Below are 18,604 nucleotides of genomic sequence, written 5' to 3' on the forward strand. Positions count from 1 at the left end.
ATAGCTCCGGGTGCAGCTCCGGCACTATTCGGCAGATGCAAGCCCACGATGCGGCGAGTCTTCGAAAGTTCGAGGTGTGGAATCGCACAGCAAAAATGGGGTTGAGAGAACCCCTGTAAGTTGCCCCTCGCGGCGGTATTCAGCTAAATTTGATCGTCGGCGCAACGAGCGCCAGCGGGATGACTGTTTCTAGGCACTGAGCTGAGAAGTGAGACAGTCCCCGTTCCGAATCGAGAAGAGATGAGCTCCAACGTGGTCTACGCGATCGTCAAGGCTGGCGGCCGGCAGGAAAAGGTGTCCGTCGGTGACGTCGTCGTCGTCGACAAGCTTGCCGAGGAAATCGGCTCCAGCATCGAGCTTCAGCCGCTGATGCTGGTTGATGGCGATGCCATCACCGTCGACGCTGCCAAGCTGGGCAAGGTCACCGTCAAGGCAGAGGTCGTGGATTCCGCTAAGGGTCCGAAGATCTCCATCATCAAGTACAAGAACAAGTCGGGCTACCGCAAGCGCCAGGGACACCGTCAGAAGATGTCGGTCGTCAAGATCACTGAGATCGCCTGACCGCAGACCGATTCGAGCAGAAAGAAGTTTCTGATGGCACATAAGAAGGGCCTTGGCTCCTCCCGTAACGGCCGTGACTCGAACGCTCAGCGCCTCGGCGTGAAGCGCTACGGCGGCCAGTTCGTCAACGCCGGTGAGATCATCGTTCGCCAGCGTGGTACCCACTTCCACCCGGGCGACGGCGTCGGCCGCGGCAAGGATGACACTCTCTTCGCGCTCCGTGCGGGTGCGGTCGAGTTCGGCGTGAAGCGCGACCGTAAGGTCGTCAACGTCGTTGAGTCGGTCTCTGCCTGAGATCAGCCTTGTGGAGGGGCGTCCGGCGCTTGCCGGGCGCCCTTTTCACATCCCCCTCTCCTGCTTGCCGTGACAGGCTGAGTACAGGTGGGCGAATCTTCTACGATTCACCGGGCTCCTCGAAGGACACGGGGCCCTTCAAACAACTTGAGGACATGACATGGCGGATTTCATTGACCGAGTGACCATCCATGCCGCAGGCGGCGACGGCGGCAACGGCGTCGCCTCCATTAAACGAGAAAAGTTCAAGCCCCTCGCCGGACCCGACGGCGGCGACGGCGGTAACGGCGGCTCCGTCATCCTCGAAGTCGACCCTCAAGTGACGACTCTGCTCAGCTATCACCGCTCACCTCATCAGCGCGCCCAATCGGGTACAGGCGGAATGGGGGACTTCCGCCAGGGCAAGAACGGTGAAGACATCATCCTTCCGGTTCCCGATGGGACGGTTGTGAAATCCAAGAAGGGCGAACTGCTCGCAGATCTGACCGGCGCAGGATCACGCTACGTCGTTGCCGAAGGCGGCAAGGGTGGTCTTGGTAATGCGGCGCTCGCATCGAAGGCTCGAAAGGCCCCGGGTTTTGCTCTCCTCGGTGAACCCGGGGAGGAACGCGATGTCGTCCTTGAACTCAAATCCGTTGCCGATGTTGCCCTCGTGGGTTTCCCTTCGGCGGGCAAATCCTCACTCATCGCGGCCATGTCAGCGGCGCGCCCGAAGATCGCGGACTACCCCTTCACGACCCTCATCCCGAACCTCGGAGTTGTTCAGGCGGGGGACACCCGCTACACGATGGCCGACGTACCCGGCCTCATCCCCGGAGCATCACAAGGCAAAGGACTCGGCCTCGACTTCCTGCGCCATATTGAGCGTTGCGGTGTCATCGTCCACGTCCTCGACACCGCAGCTTACGAATCGGAGCGTGAACCTCTCACCGACCTGCAAACAATCGAAGCGGAGCTCGGAGCCTATCAGAGCGACCTCGGCCAGATCGAAGGCTATGTGCCCCTGATGGAACGGCCCCGCGTCATCGTCCTCAACAAAGTCGATGTTCCCGACGGGCGCGACCTCGCCGAGATCACGCGCCCCGACCTTGAACAGTTCGGCTGGCCGATTCATGAGGTTTCAGCCGTTACGCATGAGGGCCTCAAGGAGCTTTCCTTCACTTTGGCTCGCCTCGTCCTCGAACACCGAGCTTCTCTGCCTGAATTGGAAACGGCGCGCCCCGTGATCCGCCCGAAGGCCGTCGATTCGCGGGAGGCGATTACGGTGCGCCTGACCCATAAGGACGGCGAGGAGGTTTACCAGGTTCGCGGTGACAAGCCCGAGCGTTGGGTTCGCCAAACCGACTTCACGAACGACGAGGCCGTCGGCTACCTCGCCGATCGATTGGCGGCAGCCGGGGTGGAGGATGCTTTAATGAAGGCCGGTGCTTTCGCTGGCGATACGGTCGTCATCGGTGATCTCGACTCCGGGATCGTCTTCGACTGGGAGCCGACTCTCACAACCGGGCCCGAGCTTCTTGGCCAACGCGGCACCGACCTGCGCATTGAGCAGAGCTCTCGTCCGACCCGCAAGCAGAAGCGCGAGGTCTACCACCAGGTTATGGATGCAAAGAGTGCGGCTCGTGAAGAGCTGTGGACGGAACGCCAACAGGGCATCTGGACCGATCCCGACGTTGAGAAGGGCTCGAAATGATCGGCTCACTGCGAGGACGCCTAAACGAGGCCGGGCGCATCGTCGTGAAGATCGGCTCGTCCTCTCTGACCCGCGAGGATGGGGGCCTCGACCTCAACCGGATCGACTCGGTTGCCCGCCTTGTCGCACGCTGGCGTACTCCCGACAAAGAAATCCTCATCGTCTCCTCCGGTGCGGTCGCTGCTGGGCTCGATCCCCTCGGGTTTTCCTCGCGCCCGCGGGATCTTGCTTCTGTGCAGGCTGCAGCCGCAATGGGGCAGGGACTCCTCGTCGCCCGTTGGCAGGCCGCCTTCCAGGCTCATCATCTCGATGTGGCACAGCTGCTTCTCACGACCGAGGATGTCATGCTGCGACAGCATTACACGAATGTTCGGGCGAGCCTTGATCGTCTCCTCGGTCTCGGCGTCGTCCCCATCATCAATGAGAATGATGCGGTCACCACTCGTGAGGTCCGTTTCGGAGACAATGACCGCCTTGCCTCATATATGGCGCAGATGGTCGCAGCCGACGCCCTCGTGCTTTTGACGGATATTGATGGGCTCTACACCGCACCGCCGAGCCACCCGGGCTCTGAGCTGATCCGCGAAGTGACCTCCACTGACCAGCTGCACTCGGTTCTCGTCACAGGGGCCGCCTCGAAGATCGGCTCGGGGGGCATGGTGACGAAGGTGCAGGCGGCGACAATGGCCGCGTCCTCCGGCATTGGCGTGGTCCTTGCCAGTGCTGATCATCTTGGTGAAGTTCTCAGCGGTGAGGACGTGGGTACGTGGTTCGAACCCTCCTCGGTTCGTCCTGCGTCGCGGCGCTTGTGGATCGCGCACGCTGCTCCGGCCCGAGGCGAAGTGATTGTCGATGAGGGGGCTTCGCGCGCCATCACCCGCGGGAAGAAGTCTTTGCTTGCCGCTGGGGTGACGTGCGTCATCGGGCATTTTGATTCTGGAGAAGTTGTCGACATTGCGGGACCGACCGGGCTGCTGGGGCGCGGCATCGTCTCCTATGATTCCGATACGATCGCGCAGATGGCGGGCCAGTCAGCTGCGGATCTGCGCTTGGCCGGATGGGCGCATCCGAAGCCCGTTGTGCATCGTGATGATTTGGCGCCGCTGCTCTAAAAGGGACGGGGGCTTGAGAATCCCTGGGCTTGAACTTCTCTGGTTCTGAGCTTCTCTGGTAGTGGGCTTCCCGGGGACTACAGCGTCCCCAGTCCTGGGATTCCCTGGGACTACAGTGTCCTAGGTTTCAAGCTTCTCTGAGCGTGGGCCTCCTGGAGTGTGGTTTCCTAGGCTGGTCACTGCCTTGAACGTGAGTTCGTTGGACCTACTCCTTGTGCTCAGCGAGTTCGTGGCCGCGCGTCCTCCAAGCGCGAGTGGAGGGGTTATCCAACAGCCGGGCAACACCGTTCGAACCTCGATGTCCTCCGAGCACGAGTGGAGGGGTTGACGAAGTCTGGAGGGGTTATATCCCCTCCTTTTGTCGTCATCCCCTCCTCTTGGCGCTTTCCCCTCCTTTTATTTGGCTGTGCGATGATGGGTCAATGGACCAGCTTCCCGATATTTCCGGCCTCACCGACGCTGCCCGAGCCGCTTCACGGGTACTCGCGAATGCGACGACCGGTTTGAAGAACCAGGCGCTCGAAGCGATTGCGACAGCGATCGTCGAACGCTCAGAGGAGATTCTTCGCGCGAACGAGTCTGACCTGGCGCGAGGCCGTGACAATCAGATGAGCGGAGGCCTCCTTGACAGGCTCGCCCTCACCCCCGAGCGCATCGAAGCGATCGCGAATTCAGTCCGTGAGGTCGAAGCCTTGCCGGACCCCGTCGGGGAAGTCATCCGCGGCACACGCAACGAATTGGGGCTGCGCATCACCCAACTTCGCGTGCCGATGGGAGTCATCGGCATGATCTACGAGGCCCGCCCGAACGTCACGATCGACGCCGCCGTGCTCGCCCTGAAAGCTGGCAATGCCGTGATCCTGCGCGGTGGAAGTGCAGCACAAGAATCGAATAAGGCAATCATTGGCGTCATGCGCGAGGCACTCGTCTCCCTCGGACTTCCCGCCGACCTCGTCCAAAGCGTCGACTCTTTTGGCCGCGCGGGAGCAACAGCCATGATGAAGGCGCGTGGCGGCATTGATGTCCTCATTCCCCGAGGAGGCGCAGGCCTCATCCGCGCGGTCGTCGAGAACTCCATCGTCCCCGTCATTGAGACGGGTACCGGGAATTGCCACGTGTACGTTGACTCGGGTGCTGATCTTGAAGCCGCTGAGAAGATCATCATGAACGCGAAAACCCAGCGCGTCGGAGTGTGCAACGCCGCCGAAACCCTCCTCGTCCACATTGACGAGGCCGAGGCCTTCTGCTCGAGCGCGCTGAGACAACTCGCCGCTGCGGGAGTGACTCTCCACCTGGATGAGCGCGCCATGAGTATCGCGAGCGCTTCGGACGCGATCCCGGCGAAATACCTCAAGCCGGTAGTCGAGGACGATTGGGCGAGGGAGTTTTTGTCAATGGACCTCGCAGTGAGGGTCGTTGACTCCATCGACGAAGCGCTCGAACACATCCGCAGGTATTCGAGCGGGCACACTGAGGCGATTTGCACGCGCTCCCTCGCCTCGGCGAATCGTTTCCGCACGGAACTGGATTCGGCCGCGATCGCGATCAATGCCTCCACTCGCTTCACGGATGGGGGGCAGGTGGGGCTCGGCGCTGAGATCGGGATTTCAACTCAGAAGCTTCATGCTCGCGGCCCAATGGGGCTCAGTGAGCTCACGACCTCGACGTGGATCATCGAAGGAGAAGGGACGATCCGCCCGTGAGTGCGCGCAAGGCTCCAGAGTCTCAATCCGAGGCTCTTCCCTTGGGCGTTCAAGGCTCCGAGGACGCGCCCTGCTCGCGAGCCTCATCCGCGTCTCTTGCCGAAGGCCAGGGAGCCCGCCACGAGTGCGCTGTCACGAGCTCGACTCTGAAAGAGTGCACCCGGGCTCGCCCTCGTCGCTCGATCGGCATCATGGGCGGCACTTTCGATCCGATCCACCATGGGCACCTTGTTGCGGCTTCAGAGGTGATGGAGTTCTTCCACTTGGACCAGGTGATCTTCGTGCCGACTGCGATGCAACCTTTCAAGGCCGGACGGAAAGTGACCTCTGCTGAGCACCGTTACCTCATGACGGTCATTGCTACGGCCTCGAACCCGAAGTTCACGGTCTCGCGCGTGGACATCGACCGGGGCGGGACGACCTACACGATCGACACCCTCAGTGATCTCAAAGCCGAATATCCCGAGGACACGGACTTCTACTTCATCACCGGCGCCGATGCTCTCGCGCAGATCGTGCAATGGAAGGACGCGGACAAGCTCTTCGACATGGCTCACTTCATCGGGGTCACGAGGCCAGGGCATGTGCTGGACGCATCGGGGCTGCCGCGCAATTCGGTTTCGCTGGTGGAGGTGCCTGCGATGGCGATCTCGTCTTCCGATTGCCGTTCGCGCGTCGAAGCGGGCAAGCCTGTGTGGTATCTGGTGCCCGACGGCGTCGTCCAATACATCAAGAAGTATGATCTCTACGTCAATGAAGACTGAAGCAGGACCTGAAGAAGGAGACGTTTTGCCCACGACTACCACGGATCTGATCGAGGTCGCCGTCACAGCGGCGCAGGAGAAGCTGGCGAGTGATCCGGTGCTGGTGGATGTGGCGGATCGTCTCGCGATCGCGGGGTCTTTCCTGATCCTCTCGGCTCCCTCTGAGCGCCAGGTCCGTGCGATTGCCGAGGAAATCCTCGACCGGGTCAAAGCCGAATGCGGTGTCGAAGCGGAGCGCATTGAGGGCCGTACGGGAAACCGCTGGATCCTCATCGATTATGGGGATCTGGTCGTCCATGTCCTCACCGATGAGGAGCGCGAGTACTACGCCTTAGAGAAGCTCTGGTCGGATGGGACCATCACGCATCTGAGGGAGCCTCGCGAGAATTCCTTGGTGCTCTCATGAATGGTGCGAAGCGCATCGTCCTCGTCCGTCATGGTCAGACGAACTTCAATCTTGAAAGGCGCTTCCAGGGGGTCGTTGATCATCCTCTGAACGACCACGGTCGCCTTCAGGCTCGCAACGCGGGCCGCATTCTCGCGCGCCGCATTGTCACGCCGAGCCTTCAGCTCGTGCGGATGAAGGGCCTGGACACCGGCGGGCAGGTGCGAATCCTGAGTTCGCCCCTATCGCGGGCTTTTGAGACGGCGTCGATCATCGCCGAGGAGTTTGAGGGCGTGGGTGCGGATTTCATGGGCCCCGTGGTGGATGAGCGTCTCATTGAACGCGCTTACGGGCTCTTCGAGGGCAAGACCGCGGCCGAGGCTGAAGCTGATCATCCTGCAGAGGTGGCGCAGTGGCGCGAAAGCGGCGAGTCCGAGGCTGCGGGGATTGAACGTTCTGATCTTGTGGGTTTTCGCGTGCGGGCTGCAGCCCTTGAGGCCGCCTCTTCGATGGACGAGGGCGGGACGCTGATCCTTGTTTCGCACGGCAGTGCGATCACTCGTGCTCTTGTCACTTTCATGGGCTTGGACCCTTTGGTTTTCGACGAGATGCGGGGCCTGGACAATTGTCACTGGTCTGAAGTGGTGCATGTCGGTGGAGGCGGTTCGGGAGCGTCGGGGCGCGGAGCGTGGCGCCTCGCAGCGCACAACATTGGCTATCGCGAAGATGTTCTCGGAGCCTGAAGCGAATGCGATGCCGCACCCGGGCCAGAGGGGCCTTCAGACCGAGTGGGTGAAGGCAGTGGGCGGGGACGGTGGGACGTGAGGCACGGGGAATTGTGGCTGGACTGCATCGCATAGAACGCGTGAGGAGGCTTCGGGCATACGGGACAGTGCGGGCAGCCCGTGAAGCAGGAGCGAGAGCGCGAGGCTACGCATGGAACGGGTGAGGACGGCGAAGGCGAGGCCTCCGCATACAACAGGCGAGGAAGTTGCGGGCCCTATGGGGTTGAGCGGCACAGCCTGTGAAGCTGGAGCGAGGGGTGCGCGGGGGAGCGTGGCGCGTGCTGAGAAGCCGCGCGGGGGCACTTCTCGTGCTGAGGCCGATGCGGATCCCTGTAAGAGCGATTCCTCCTGGAGTCTCCTTCTTCGTGTGGTGACCAGCACAGATTCTCAATTTTACGAATCGGTGCCCGGACCGCTATAGTTATCGAGTCGCCGAATGGAGACAACAAATCAATACGGGGCTATGGCGCAGTTGGTAGCGCGCTTCCATGGCATGGAAGAGGTCGGGGGTTCGAATCCCCCTAGCTCCACAAGATGAACCGCGAGCCTATTGGCTCGCGGTTTTGTGTTGTTGCGGTCCACAAGTCGGACCTTATGCCTCGAGTCTTAAGGAAAACGCCTGGTCAAAGTCTAAATCCTGCGACTTGGGGCCCAGTAGTGTCCGCCTTGTGGGCAGTTTGGGGTTACAGAGGCTGTTGCGCTGTGCGAAGCAAGGGGGGGTCCCGTACGGGGAGTGAACCTGGAATCGTCGTGCGAAGCTGGGGAACCCTCGCCGCGAAACCCGAAGAGGCGGCATCCGCACGGAATCGCCCTGCGAAGCAGGGAGAGTCAACCCCCTTGAGAACGGCAAGCCGACGGAGAGACGATTCTTAAAGTGACGGTTATTCAACTATTGAAGTGGCGGATAGTTCCTGCTCAACCTGACGGATACTTGCCTTTCAAACTGGCGGATCGTTGACTCTCAATATGACGGACTACCGGGAATGCATCGCCGATCACCAGCTGCGACATGCCCTCGCGCGGGCCGGTGCAGTCGTGATCGAAGGCCCGAAGGCCTTGGGGAAGACCGAAACAACGCTCCAGTGCGCCAGAAGCGTCGTCGAAGTCGATACCGACCCCAACGTCGCACAGCTCGAGGGGATAGCTCCGCAGCTGATCCTCGACGGCGAGACGCCCAGGCTGATGCGATGAATGGCATCTTCACCCCGCGCTCTGGAACTTCGTTTGTCGGCGCGTTGACAAGGAGAAGACGAAAGGACTCTTCATCCTCACAGGGGTCAGCGGCACCGAGCGCGGATATTGCTCGACATAGCGGAGCCGAGCGTTTCGCCCGCGCCCGCATGTCAACGATGACCTTCGCTGAAACTGGACACTCTTCGCGCACGCTCAGCCTCAGCGACATTGTCGCCGGGCACAAGTTCAGCGCGGGGAAAGCAACGCTTAGACTCCGCGAGATTCTTGAGCGCCTGGCATGTGGCGGGTGGCCGGGATTCCTCGATGAGATGACCCCGACCCTCCTCGAGGGGTTTCGCGATTACCTCAGCTCACTCGTTGAAGTGGAGCTGGCGACGGGAATAGGAACCGGCCGCGAACCAGTGCGGGTGCGTCGGCTCCTCGTCGCACTCGCGCGCGGGGTCTCGACCGAAATCTCCATCTCGACCCTTGCTTCCGATGAGGGACTGACAAGCGAGACAGTGTCCTCATACCTCGCCGCCCTCACCTGGGTCTTCGCGATTGAGGATCCGCCCGCCTAGTCGAATCATCTGCGTTCAAAGGCCGTGCTGCGCACAGAAGGGAAACGCCCTCTCGCCGATCCTTCACTCGCGGTCGCCGCGCTTCGAGCCGACCCTCAGAGTCTCTTGTGCGATCTTCGCTACGCGGGGCAGCTCTTCGAATCGCAGGCGGTCCACGATCCGCGCGTGTACTCTGGGCAGCTCGTCAGGCACGCGAGGGTCTCTGCCGGTGCCGAGGTCGACGCCGTCATCGAATATCCGGGCGGCCCCTTGCTTCTCATCGAAATCAAGCTCGGCTTCCATGAAGGCGTCATCGAGGCGGCCTTGGCAAGTCTTGCACGCTTCGCCGCGAAGATCGATTCTGCGCTGCATCCGGATGTCGTGCGGCTCATCATCACCGGCGGCGCTTAGGCCTTCACATACCCAGGACGGAGTCAATGTCGTGCCATTGACTGCTTCGACTAAGGAGGTCACCCCCGGATCATCTGCGGACAGGGGCGCAGCCTTATGCCCACAGCAACTGGTCCGCCCCCGGCACCGACCACCAGGAACCGCACCAACAAGGCCAACGGGCGACTCCTTGCGCAGGTACTTCCCGTTCCCCTTGGGGAATCGAATCCGATCAAGCACGAAGGCAGGCAGGTTATGCGCACAGGTGCTTCCCGCGTCCTTCGGGGAATCCGATCCGCCATGAGGGGGCATGAGCGCAGAGACGAAGAATCACGCGACCGTCATCTTCGTTGACGCGGGTGAGGCTGGTCTGTTGTGACAGCGCATCATTTTGCCCGCGCGGGGGTGATACGCCGAGGAAAATGGAAGATCATGGCCAGGCGCCGCCTCATACCGACTTCGTCGGCATGAGGCGGCGAGAATCCTCAGACGTCCCAGCTCGAATCAGCGCGAGTCTTCGCTGCGATGACCGGATCCGCTGAGAGGGGAGTGCGTGGCTTCGGGTAACGCTTGTCGACCTTCCACCAGGGCATCCAGCCGACCCAGCCGTCACGAGGAGGTGTGCAAGAGGAGGGCTCGAGGCCGAGTTCGCTCGGAGTCTGCTCAATGAAGTCCGTGAGGAAGTACTTGTCTGCATCATCCAAGTGCGTGCGTGCAATGGTGCGGAACTCGGAGAGCTCGCAGTACAAGACTCCCGTGATCGGGTTGCGACGGTACTTGAGGATTTTGTAGAGCCAGTAAACGAACAGGGCAACATTCGCGATGAGGGCCGCCCAGGCGCACACAATGTTCGCCATCGGGTTCATGGTCGCGAAGTTCGTCATGGACGAGGGTTTGACGAGCACCTCCGGGACGATGTTGTTCGCGGCGATCCAGAACATGAGGGTGAAGCAGCGGAACCAGATCCACTGTCCCTTCGCCCAGGTGAAGGCGGGGACCGTGCAGGCAAGAAGCAGAGCGAAAGTGCAGTACCAGGTGTAGTCGGCGAGCGAGTTGTACAAGAATGCGTGGTTCCACAGGTCGTAGCAGATCACCCAGGGCCACACCATGTCGATCCAGATCAGGCCCTTGACCTTCTGCTTCGGGTTCGAGGTGATCATGATCTTGCCGAGCCCCGTGATCGTGATGATATTGAGCAGGCCTGCGAGGGCGGAGAGGATATTCCAGTAGCCACCGATCGTGCGGAAGCCGGTGGCCGGGTCGATGCCGATATGACGATCAGTGAAGTTCTGGGCGGCGGCTTGATACCACTCGGGTGTGCCGACAGCGGCTGCGATGTCACGGGTTTCGGGCAGGCCTGGGATCATGGGGATAGACCTCGCCTCGTCGATCGCCTTGAGGCACTGCCAATCGGATGCGCACTGGTAGTAGGTGTCCGCTTGGAAGTAGATGGTGAGGTCTCGGATGTTCGCCTCCATGATGTTCACGGCGAGGCCGATCCACAGCGCCACGCCGAACCAGATCGCGTAGCGGTGGGCTTTGCCGGGGTGGCGTTTGCCGTAGAAGAGCAGGAAGCCCGTCATTGTGGCGGTTGCGACCATGATGGCGAATTTACCGAAGGGGAACCAGCCGACCATTGGGATGCCGTGCCCGATGACGTAGGGGGTGATCGCGATGCCGCCGATCGTCCAGAGGGCGAAAATCGTCCAGTTCCACCGACGATTGATCTCTGCAATGAGGATCTGCGCGGCGAACACTATGAGCCAGAAGATGTAGACCTTCGGGGTTCCGATTTCCCAAAGTCCAAGAAAAGTACTCACTGATGCTCCTGCGGCATTGAAGGAATGACTTAGGCCAATAGAGTACTCGCGTCTTTAGAGCAAAAGCGGGCCAATAGTCGTAGGTAAAGAGGAAAAATCTTCAGTAGGCTTGATGAGAGGCGTTGTGAGGGAGCGTAATGAGACGCTCTCCCGCTTTCTTACACAAAGGAGTGTACGGAATGACAGGTGCGCGATATTTCAAAGCCGCAGCTATTGCTGGCGCGCTTATCGCCGGGGGCATGTACGGATTCAGTCAGTTCTTCGGCCAAGCGACTGAAGCGGAGAAGAAGTGGCGCTATCCCGCCGATGATTTGATCGACGCGAACTACGACAATGGCTATTCCTCGACCTACGCGATCACGATTGACGCACCCGCCTACGCGGTGTGGAGACTCTTCAAGCAGATCGGCTGCGACAAGTCCGGCTCCTTCTCAACCGAGTTCATGGAGCGCGCCTTCGCTCGTCTGCCCTTCTACAACTCCTACGAGATCCAAGAGGAGTTCCAGCAGCCCGATTCCCTCATGCCCGGTGATATTGCGGCCTTCGACTTCCATGGCATGTCGATGGAGTGGGCTGATGTCGTGCCCGGCAAGTACCTCGTGCAGTGGGTGGATACGAAGAACCCGCCAGCGGCTCCCGGCTCCTACGCCTTCCGTTTCCCGGGTATGACTCACTTCGCTGCCGCGTGGTGCTTCTACGTTGTCCCCCTCAAGGGGGATCGAACGCGCCTCATTAACCACTGGCGCATCGGCTACGAGCCGGCAACCCCCTTCATGAAGGCTCTGAACTGGGTGAACATCGAGCTTGCGGGCGGATGTATGACGAACATCCAGAACCTCTACGTGAAGCGGGTGGTGGAGTTCAAGAAGAAGGAGCAACTCCACTCGAAGATCATGCGCGGCCTGCTCGGCGGACGCTTCTTCGCTTCAAGCACTCCTGCGGGTCGTTGGGATGGGACGCCCTTCTTCGAAGATACCCAGACCCAGTGGATGCGCTTCGGCCGTCAATCGCCTGCAGTGGCCGAGATCCGACCGCCGGTCACGGATAATCCCACTTGGCCGCCGACAGGCCCGGGAACTCCCTGGGAGGACGAGGTCGATGAGGCCTACTTCGATGGGTGGAGTGAACCGGCCTTCTCCTGGGAAGAGCAGATGCGTCAAAAACGTGAGCGCACCTATTTGCACGATTGGGGCAAGAACAACTGAGCTGTCCTAAAGGCTGTGGGCCCGCTTCTACGGGCCCACAGCCTTTGTGTATGTGGCCTTGTTCGAGGAAGCGCGCACATCGCCCCAAGGGCGAGGCGCATGTTGAGATCGGTGGCTTCTTGGGGTGTGCGCGGCATCTGAGGGGGCGAGCTTGAGGAGGTTTAGTGCCTCCTCAAGCTGCCGAGCGTCTTCAATCTCTTGGCTTCTTGAAGGTTTTGAGGCGCGAAAGCTCTATTGACAGTTGAGGCTCCGGCGTTTGCCAGAGCCTCAACGAGTGCCAAGGACTTGAATGCCGAGGTCTGTGACACTTGCCGGAGCCTCAGTGAGTGTCGGGGCTGTGGACCTTGTCGGGCCCCAGCGATTGGTGGGGCCGTGAAGGTTGCCGGAGCCTTAGCGCCAGTTGGAGCTTCAGCGGTAGCCGAGGGCAGTGGCGGTGCTTCCCATACGCGCGGCAATGAGGTCCTGGTCCTCTTCGCTCGCATGATTGCGGATCATTGCCGCGTATGCGGGCGTGTCCGCGTAGAGCTCTTGGGTGAAGGGATTACGACGTGTACGCGCGATTGTGCGGAAGTGGTAGATCGCGACCCCGATGTTCACGATGAGTGCGAGTGCGGAGACGAGGAACATTGCCGTCGGATTGTGGGCGGAACGGTGCGCGAAAGCAGAATCTTGCATGAAGTGCGGGAAGGTGAGGACAACTGCCGACCAGAATGTCAGGGTGTAGGCGCGGTACTGGATCCACGAACCCTTGCCCGAACCGAGGAACGCCGGAATCGTACAGGCCGCAAGCAGAGCCAGGGCTGAATACCACGCACGGTCGGCCAAGCAGTTGTAGCAGTACGCGAAGTTCCAGGCATCGTAAGCGATGATCCACCAGAGGGTGAGGTCGCCCCACACGATTGCTTTGGACTTTCCCTTGGCGACGAAGATCCCGACCCAGCCGGAGATCATGAGGACGTTCAAGATGCCCGCGATGCCGTTCATGATGTTCCACGGACCGCCCCAGGTCACCATTCCCTGCGTCGGGTCAATGCCGTGGATGTTGTAGCACTGGAAATCGCGGAGCACGGCCTCGACGATGTTGAGAGTGAGGATCGCCGGGGGGATCAGCAGATACCAACGGTTGTATCGAAGGCGCGGAACATACTGGAGGGCGACGAGGCAGAGGGAACCAGCGAGGGCCGAGTACTGTTTGACGATCGGGAACCATCCTGCTGAGGCGGTGCCCTGCGTGGAGTAGGGCCACCAGAAGATTGTTAGACCCACCGGGACAATGATGAAGAGCAGGAGAACCGCCCACTTGTTGCGTTGCGCGAACCAAGCGGTTATCGCGAGCGCCGCTGTTACGACGATCAGCATTGCGTAGTCCCACCATTCTCCGGTTTCGAAGAAGAAGAGCGTCGGATAATCCGGCGCGGTAATGTCTGGCATCTCGGCCTCCTTGACGAAAATGTTCCTCTCTATTGTCTACTATGCGCCGATTCGAGGCGACAAATCCACCTCTGGGCAACATGAGGAATTGAGGAGTGGTTCGAAGCGAGAGTGTTTTGAATTCTGAAGGAAAATGAGAATCCAATGAGAGCGGTGGAAAGCAAGAGGTCGTTAAAAGCTTGAATGAATCGCTGATGGACTCAGAGAGAACAATGAGGAATCGTCCCCCTAAGTGAGTGCTGAGAATTGTGAGGGATAAATCCCCTCTTTCTTGGATATTCTTCGCTCAAACAGTGGATAGGGGTGTCGAGTGCCGACGAGGACAACAGATTCAAGTATCTCACTCAAGGCGGGTAGCTCAAGGTGGATACAGTGGCCGAGCCTCGCCGTGGAGAAGGAGATCTCACGCATCTTCACTCAAGACGAGGACAAGTCCTCTCGCACCTCTTGTATCCCTTCTCCTGTCCTTCGCCTCATCCCCATCCACACGCCTTGGCCAAACTGCTCGGAAAGAATCTTCCCGAATCGCCCTGCACACCCCAGGGCTCATGGACAATGAGAGACAAAAGGAACGAACGCCCCGACGCTTGGGCACACCCCGAGAACCCACATCAACGAAGCTGAGGGAAAAGGAAGGAAGCGGAGCTGACACGCATGAGCGTCATCGAGGAACTCGCTGAGGCAGTAAGGAAAGGAGACGTCCTCGTCGTGTCGGGCGCGGGAATGTCAACCGACTCGGGCCTACCTGACTATCGGGGCATGGGCTCGACTCCGAAGGCTCCCATAGACTTCGACATGTTCGTCTCCGACCCCGTCTGGTATCGCTGGCTCTGGTACCGCAATGAGGCGACCTGGAGAATGCTTGATGCCCTCGAGCCCACTCTCGGGCACTTGGCTCTCGCCGCCCTCGAGCAGGAAGGACTCCTCCTTGGTGTTGCCACGCAGAACATTGACCGCCTTGATGCCCGCGCAGGCGTCGTGAGCCTGTGGGAGCTCCACGGACGATATGACACGGTTGTGTGCTTGCAGTGCGGGCGCGCGATGTTGCGCGAGGCGCTTTCAATGCGGCTCCGTGAGCTCAACCCGTGGATCGAGGAGGTCACGGATTTGAACAAAGTGGAGATCACTCCCGAAGCAGATCGGGAGGCTGCTGAAGCCTGTGAATTCCTTGCCGCGAGGTGCGAGCACTGCGCAGGCCCCCTGAAGCCGGGGATCGTCATGTTCGGCGAAAGCCTACCTCAAGAGGTTTTCACTCGAGCTCTTCGAGCTGCCAGAGCCGCGAGGCTCGTGATTGTCGCGGGAACATCGCTCGCGGTCTCGACCGGCATGTGGGTCGTCCAAGAAGCAATCCAATCCGGAGCGATGCTCGCGGTCATCAACCGGGGACCGACACAGGCAGATCGCTTCGCTGATCTCAGGATTGAAGACGGGACCTCGAAGATCTTGAAGGAGGTGGCATCCCGATGCCTCTGAACACCATGGTGCCCCGAGGCCGAAGCACGATCGAAATCGCAACTTCAGGTGAAATGAGGACAGCCCCTTGCATCAGGCAGTCCCGCGCGCGTATGGTGTGGGCAGTTCCGATGATCATCGGAACACAGGGTTGTTACTCTCAAGAGGCAAGGCCTGGGAAACGTTAAGGCGTTTTCCGGGCCCTTTTTGTTTCCGGGGAGACGTTTCATCCATCAGTGGCTTCGGCCATATCAACACAGATCAGGCCCCGACCGGGGCTCTATCGAAGGAGGAGGACACAGATGTCCACCGAACAGCAGATCGCTGAAGCGGTCCTGAGCGGGATCGGCGGTGCGGGCAACATTACGAGCTTCTCGCACTGCGCGACCCGACTCCGCTTCGAGCTCGTTGACGCCTCGAAGGTTGACGCCGATGCTCTGGATAGGACCGATGGCGTCCTTGGCGTCGTCCCCCAGGGTGGCGATCGCTACCAGGTCGTCATCGGCGGAGCAGTCGCCGGCGTCTACGCCGCAATGCAGTCTCTGCCCGGCATGTCGGCGGGCGCAGTGATGACGGATGCGGAAGTCAAGGCTCAGGCCCGTTCGAAAGCTCGCGGCAAATTCGCCTGGCTCGACGCTTTCTTCGAATACCTCTCTGACTCCTTCCGTCCGATTCTCGGCGTCCTCCTCGGAGCCTCGCTGATCATCGCCTTCGCCGCAATGCTTGATGCCCTCGGCATTGTCGATTTCCGTGCTGCCGACAAATCTGCTTCATGGGTTTTTGTTGATGCCCTGTGGCGGGCGGTCTTCTACTTCCTGCCGATCATGGTCGCCTACAACGCAGCGAAGAAGCTCGACGTCGACCCGTGGCTTGGTGGGACCATCATGGCCGCCCTCATGACCCCGGAGTTCATGTCGCTGTCCAATAAGGAACGATTCCCCGAGCTCACCTGTACAACGAATGAGCTTCTCAACACTGAGAGCTGCACGGCCCACATCTTCGGTCTGCCGCTCCAGCTCAATGACTACGGCGGCAACGTCTTCGTCCCGCTCATCATGGTCGCCGTCCTTGCCCTCGTGTACAAGGGTCTGAAGATGGCGATCCCCACGAACCTGCAGATGGTGTTCGTCCCCTTCATCGCCATGGGCATCATGATCCCGGCTACAGCTTTCCTCATCGGCCCCCTGGGCGTCTGGCTCGGCAACGGCCTTGGCATCGGAATGGCCTGGATGAACTCGCACGCGCCCTTCGTCTTCGCGCTCATCATCCCAATGGTGTACCCCTTCCTCGTGCCGCTCGGCCTGCACTGGCCGCTCAACGCCCTCATGCTCGTCAACATCCAAACCCTCGGCTACGACTTCATCCAGGGCCCGATGGGTGCATGGAACTTCGCCTGCTTCGGCGCCACTGCCGGCGTGCTCTTCCTCTCCATGCGCGATAAGGACGTCCAGATGCGCCAGACCGCAACTGGCGCACTCGCAGCAGGTCTCCTCGGTGGTATTTCCGAGCCCTCCCTGTACGGTATCCACCTGCGTTTCAAGAGGATCTACCCGCTCATGCTCATCGGTTGTTTCGCCGGTGGCCTGACGATTGCGATCCTCGGTCTCGCTTCAGGTGGCGTGACGACCTCCGCCTTCGCCTTCACCTCCTTGCTCACGATCCCCGTCTTCGACCCGATGTGGATCTACGCCATCGCGATCGCAGTCGCGTTCTTCACGGCCTTTACCCTGGTTGCCCTCTTCGATTACCGCACCGCTGAGCAGAAGGCTGAAGCCCTCGCTTCCGCAGGTGGCGCTTCTGCTGCTGCCACGGCTGCGGCCCCCATCGAAGAGGACGAAGCCCCGGTGGCAAACGCGGAGCCGACCACAGCGGTCTTCGCTCCCGTTGGAGGCCAAGTGCTCTCCCTCGCGGACTCTGGTGACAAGGTCTTCGCCTCTGGAGCACTCGGAGAAGGCGTCGCCATCGTCCCGAACTCCGGTCGCATCGTCTCCCCGGTGGCGGGCGTGCTGCGCACGGTCGCCAAAACCGGTCACGCCTTCGGCATCAAGACCGATGACGGCGTTGAGGTCCTCGTCCACGTCGGCATTGACACCGTTTCAATGGACGGCGAAGGCTTCGAGGTTCTCGTGGAGAAGAAGCAGCGAGTCGAGGTCGGCGACGCCCTCGTCAATGTGGATCTCGCGAAGGTTGCAAGCGCCGGATACGCGACGACTACGCTCATGACTGTGACGAACTCGAAGACGATGAGCGCCGTGACGCCCATCGTTGACACCGTCGTGAACGCGGGCGACCCCGTCATCGACATCGTCCGCTGAACCAATACCCCTGACCGCGCCCGGAGAGGAGAAGACCGCCGTGGAATTGCTCCGCGTGTTCAACAACAATGTTGTGCTCGCTCGCGAGACTGACGGCACCCAGGTCATCCTCACCGGGCGCGGCCTTGGTTTCCAAGCGAAACCTGGTACTGAGATCGACTCGGCGAAGGTCGTGAAGAAGTTCGTTCCGGCCGATGGGCGCGACCCCGACCATATGGGCCAGCTTCTTGCACAGATCCCGCCCGAGCATGTTCACATGATCGTCACCGCTATGCGTGAGGTCGGGATTGAGGAGACTTCCAGCCCGACCCTGGTCCTCGCCCTCGCAGACCACCTGGGTTTTGCTCTCGCCAGGGCCCGTATCGGTCAGTCGATTGAATACCCCTTGACGGGTGAGGTTGTGCACCTCTACCCGGATGAGTATGCGAGGGCGAGCGCGCTCCTCGACGCTCTTAATCGCACAGCAGATGCGGAACTGCCGAAGGCCGAGGCCACGGCCTTCACCCTCCATCTTGTGAATGCGGGTTTTGCGAGCGGGGACCTGTCGTGGACCTACACGATGACGGGAGTCATTCAGCAGATCCTTAAGGTTGCCGCTCAAGGCCTGGGCATTGGGCTCGATTCAGAATCGATCAGCGCCGGGCGTTTCATCACTCACCTGCGTTACCTATTCGTCCGCATCCGCAAGGACGACCAGCTGGTCGAACAGATGCCGAGTGTCGTCCGCTCGATCATCGAGTCCTATCCGAGGGAGAATGCCTGCGCCAAGACTATCGCCCAGCTCGTCGAACTGCGTCTGGGCACAGTCTTGACCGAGGACGAGATCGCTTACCTGACGCTTCACCTGGCCCGTTTGTCCACGCCTCCGATGAAGAAATAGGGGCGCCGCCCCTGGAAACGGGGCAGTCGGTACCGGGCTCGTCGGCCCCAAGGCGGGCGGCCCCTGGAAGCGAAACAGCTC

At 60.6% G+C, this 18,604-nt stretch carries 17 protein-coding genes and 1 tRNA gene; 16 read left to right on the forward strand and 2 right to left on the reverse strand.

What is annotated here, in order from left to right:
• The first annotated feature begins 240 nt into the window (after nt 1–240).
• The 12 genes from rplU to FFA61_RS03490 all read left to right on the forward strand — a co-directional run bounded on the left by rplU (nt 241) and on the right by FFA61_RS03490 (nt 9,441).
• Complete coding sequence (gene rplU / locus FFA61_RS03435) at nt 241–561, forward strand: 50S ribosomal protein L21 (RefSeq protein ID WP_083879432.1); 321 nt, start codon at nt 241–243, stop codon at nt 559–561.
• A 33-nt stretch (nt 562–594) separates the two neighbouring features.
• Entirely contained in the window at nt 595–855 is a 261-nt protein-coding gene (rpmA, locus tag FFA61_RS03440; RefSeq protein WP_005961587.1) for a 50S ribosomal protein L27, read from the forward strand.
• 160 nt (nt 856–1,015) lie between these two features.
• A complete protein-coding gene (obgE, locus tag FFA61_RS03445) occupies nt 1,016–2,548 on the forward strand; it encodes a GTPase ObgE (RefSeq protein ID WP_005961585.1) in 1,533 nt (510 codons plus the stop codon).
• Nucleotides 2,545–3,660 carry a glutamate 5-kinase gene (gene proB, locus FFA61_RS03450; protein WP_005961583.1) on the forward strand — a complete coding sequence of 372 codons (1,116 nt, stop codon included), beginning with the start codon at nt 2,545–2,547 and terminating at the stop codon, nt 3,658–3,660. The genes obgE and proB overlap by 4 nt, the downstream gene beginning before the upstream one ends.
• Nucleotides 3,661–4,082: 422 nt before the next feature.
• The gene (locus tag FFA61_RS03455) at nt 4,083–5,363 is read left to right on the forward strand and encodes a glutamate-5-semialdehyde dehydrogenase (protein WP_005961581.1); all 1,281 of its coding nucleotides are present in this window, start codon (nt 4,083–4,085) and stop codon (nt 5,361–5,363) included.
• A gap of 191 nt (nt 5,364–5,554) precedes the next feature.
• A complete protein-coding gene (nadD, locus tag FFA61_RS03460) occupies nt 5,555–6,127 on the forward strand; it encodes a nicotinate-nucleotide adenylyltransferase (RefSeq protein WP_051057826.1) in 573 nt (190 codons plus the stop codon).
• Entirely contained in the window at nt 6,117–6,533 is a 417-nt protein-coding gene (gene rsfS / locus FFA61_RS03465) for a ribosome silencing factor (protein WP_005961577.1), read from the forward strand. Before nadD ends, rsfS begins: the two co-directional genes overlap by 11 nt.
• The gene (locus tag FFA61_RS03470; protein ID WP_005961575.1) at nt 6,530–7,255 is read left to right on the forward strand and encodes a histidine phosphatase family protein; all 726 of its coding nucleotides are present in this window, start codon (nt 6,530–6,532) and stop codon (nt 7,253–7,255) included. The genes rsfS and FFA61_RS03470 overlap by 4 nt, the downstream gene beginning before the upstream one ends.
• Before the next feature lie 499 nt (nt 7,256–7,754).
• Nucleotides 7,755–7,827: transfer RNA gene (locus tag FFA61_RS03475), tRNA-Ala, on the forward strand.
• 436 nt (nt 7,828–8,263) lie between these two features.
• Complete coding sequence (locus tag FFA61_RS03480; protein WP_005961573.1) at nt 8,264–8,488, forward strand: hypothetical protein; 225 nt, start codon at nt 8,264–8,266, stop codon at nt 8,486–8,488.
• Nucleotides 8,489–8,646: 158 nt separating this feature from the next.
• Nucleotides 8,647–9,051, forward strand: a complete 405-nt coding sequence (locus tag FFA61_RS03485) for a DUF8612 domain-containing protein (RefSeq protein ID WP_131247129.1) — start codon at nt 8,647–8,649, stop codon at nt 9,049–9,051.
• A 24-nt stretch (nt 9,052–9,075) separates the two neighbouring features.
• Nucleotides 9,076–9,441 (forward strand): ATP-binding protein, encoded by a 366-nt coding sequence (locus tag FFA61_RS03490; RefSeq protein WP_005961569.1) that lies wholly within the window; start codon nt 9,076–9,078, stop codon nt 9,439–9,441.
• Nucleotides 9,442–9,905: 464 nt separating this feature from the next.
• On the opposite strand, the gene FFA61_RS03495 is transcribed toward FFA61_RS03490, so the two are convergent.
• Nucleotides 9,906–11,240, reverse strand: coding sequence for a DUF5692 family protein (locus FFA61_RS03495; protein WP_005961567.1), 1,335 nt, complete (start codon nt 11,238–11,240; stop codon nt 9,906–9,908).
• Between the two features lie 179 nt (nt 11,241–11,419).
• Between FFA61_RS03495 and FFA61_RS03500 the strand changes: the two genes are divergently transcribed.
• On the forward strand, nt 11,420–12,445 hold the full coding sequence (locus FFA61_RS03500; protein WP_005961564.1) for a hypothetical protein: 1,026 nt from the start codon (nt 11,420–11,422) through the stop codon (nt 12,443–12,445).
• A 408-nt stretch (nt 12,446–12,853) separates the two neighbouring features.
• On the opposite strand, the gene FFA61_RS03505 is transcribed toward FFA61_RS03500, so the two are convergent.
• Complete coding sequence (locus FFA61_RS03505; protein ID WP_005961560.1) at nt 12,854–13,876, reverse strand: DUF5692 family protein; 1,023 nt, start codon at nt 13,874–13,876, stop codon at nt 12,854–12,856.
• Nucleotides 13,877–14,530: 654 nt separating this feature from the next.
• On the opposite strand from FFA61_RS03505, the gene FFA61_RS03510 reads away from it, so the two are divergent.
• From FFA61_RS03510 to FFA61_RS03520, 3 genes are all read left to right on the forward strand, one after another.
• The gene (locus FFA61_RS03510; protein WP_005961554.1) at nt 14,531–15,349 is read left to right on the forward strand and encodes a Sir2 family NAD-dependent protein deacetylase; all 819 of its coding nucleotides are present in this window, start codon (nt 14,531–14,533) and stop codon (nt 15,347–15,349) included.
• 281 nt (nt 15,350–15,630) lie between these two features.
• Complete coding sequence (locus FFA61_RS03515) at nt 15,631–17,643, forward strand: glucose PTS transporter subunit IIA (protein ID WP_005961552.1); 2,013 nt, start codon at nt 15,631–15,633, stop codon at nt 17,641–17,643.
• A gap of 40 nt (nt 17,644–17,683) precedes the next feature.
• Nucleotides 17,684–18,523 carry a PRD domain-containing protein gene (locus tag FFA61_RS03520; RefSeq protein WP_005961550.1) on the forward strand — a complete coding sequence of 280 codons (840 nt, stop codon included), beginning with the start codon at nt 17,684–17,686 and terminating at the stop codon, nt 18,521–18,523.
• Nucleotides 18,524–18,604 lie beyond the last annotated feature (81 nt).

The organism is Schaalia cardiffensis F0333, from assembly GCF_005886435.1.
In the GTDB taxonomy this organism is placed as follows: Bacteria; Actinomycetota; Actinomycetes; order Actinomycetales; family Actinomycetaceae; genus Pauljensenia; species Pauljensenia cardiffensis.

Bases quoted from the DNA above. Each gene is read 5' to 3' on its own strand.
- rplU (WP_083879432.1), top strand. From the start codon at position 241: ATGAGCTCCAACGTGGTCTACGCGATCGTCAAGGCTGGCGGCCGGCAG.
- rpmA (WP_005961587.1), top strand. From the start codon at position 595: ATGGCACATAAGAAGGGCCTTGGCTCCTCCCGTAACGGCCGTGACTCG.
- obgE (WP_005961585.1), top strand. From the start codon at position 1,016: ATGGCGGATTTCATTGACCGAGTGACCATCCATGCCGCAGGCGGCGAC.
- proB (WP_005961583.1), top strand. From the start codon at position 2,545: ATGATCGGCTCACTGCGAGGACGCCTAAACGAGGCCGGGCGCATCGTC.
- FFA61_RS03455 (WP_005961581.1), top strand. From the start codon at position 4,083: ATGGACCAGCTTCCCGATATTTCCGGCCTCACCGACGCTGCCCGAGCC.
- nadD (WP_051057826.1), top strand. From the start codon at position 5,555: ATGGGCGGCACTTTCGATCCGATCCACCATGGGCACCTTGTTGCGGCT.
- rsfS (WP_005961577.1), top strand. From the start codon at position 6,117: ATGAAGACTGAAGCAGGACCTGAAGAAGGAGACGTTTTGCCCACGACT.
- FFA61_RS03470 (WP_005961575.1), top strand. From the start codon at position 6,530: ATGAATGGTGCGAAGCGCATCGTCCTCGTCCGTCATGGTCAGACGAAC.
- FFA61_RS03480 (WP_005961573.1), top strand. From the start codon at position 8,264: ATGACGGACTACCGGGAATGCATCGCCGATCACCAGCTGCGACATGCC.
- FFA61_RS03485 (WP_131247129.1), top strand. From the start codon at position 8,647: ATGACCTTCGCTGAAACTGGACACTCTTCGCGCACGCTCAGCCTCAGC.
- FFA61_RS03500 (WP_005961564.1), top strand. From the start codon at position 11,420: ATGACAGGTGCGCGATATTTCAAAGCCGCAGCTATTGCTGGCGCGCTT.
- FFA61_RS03505 (WP_005961560.1), bottom strand. From the start codon at position 13,876: ATGCCAGACATTACCGCGCCGGATTATCCGACGCTCTTCTTCTTCGAA.
- FFA61_RS03510 (WP_005961554.1), top strand. From the start codon at position 14,531: ATGAGCGTCATCGAGGAACTCGCTGAGGCAGTAAGGAAAGGAGACGTC.
- FFA61_RS03515 (WP_005961552.1), top strand. From the start codon at position 15,631: ATGTCCACCGAACAGCAGATCGCTGAAGCGGTCCTGAGCGGGATCGGC.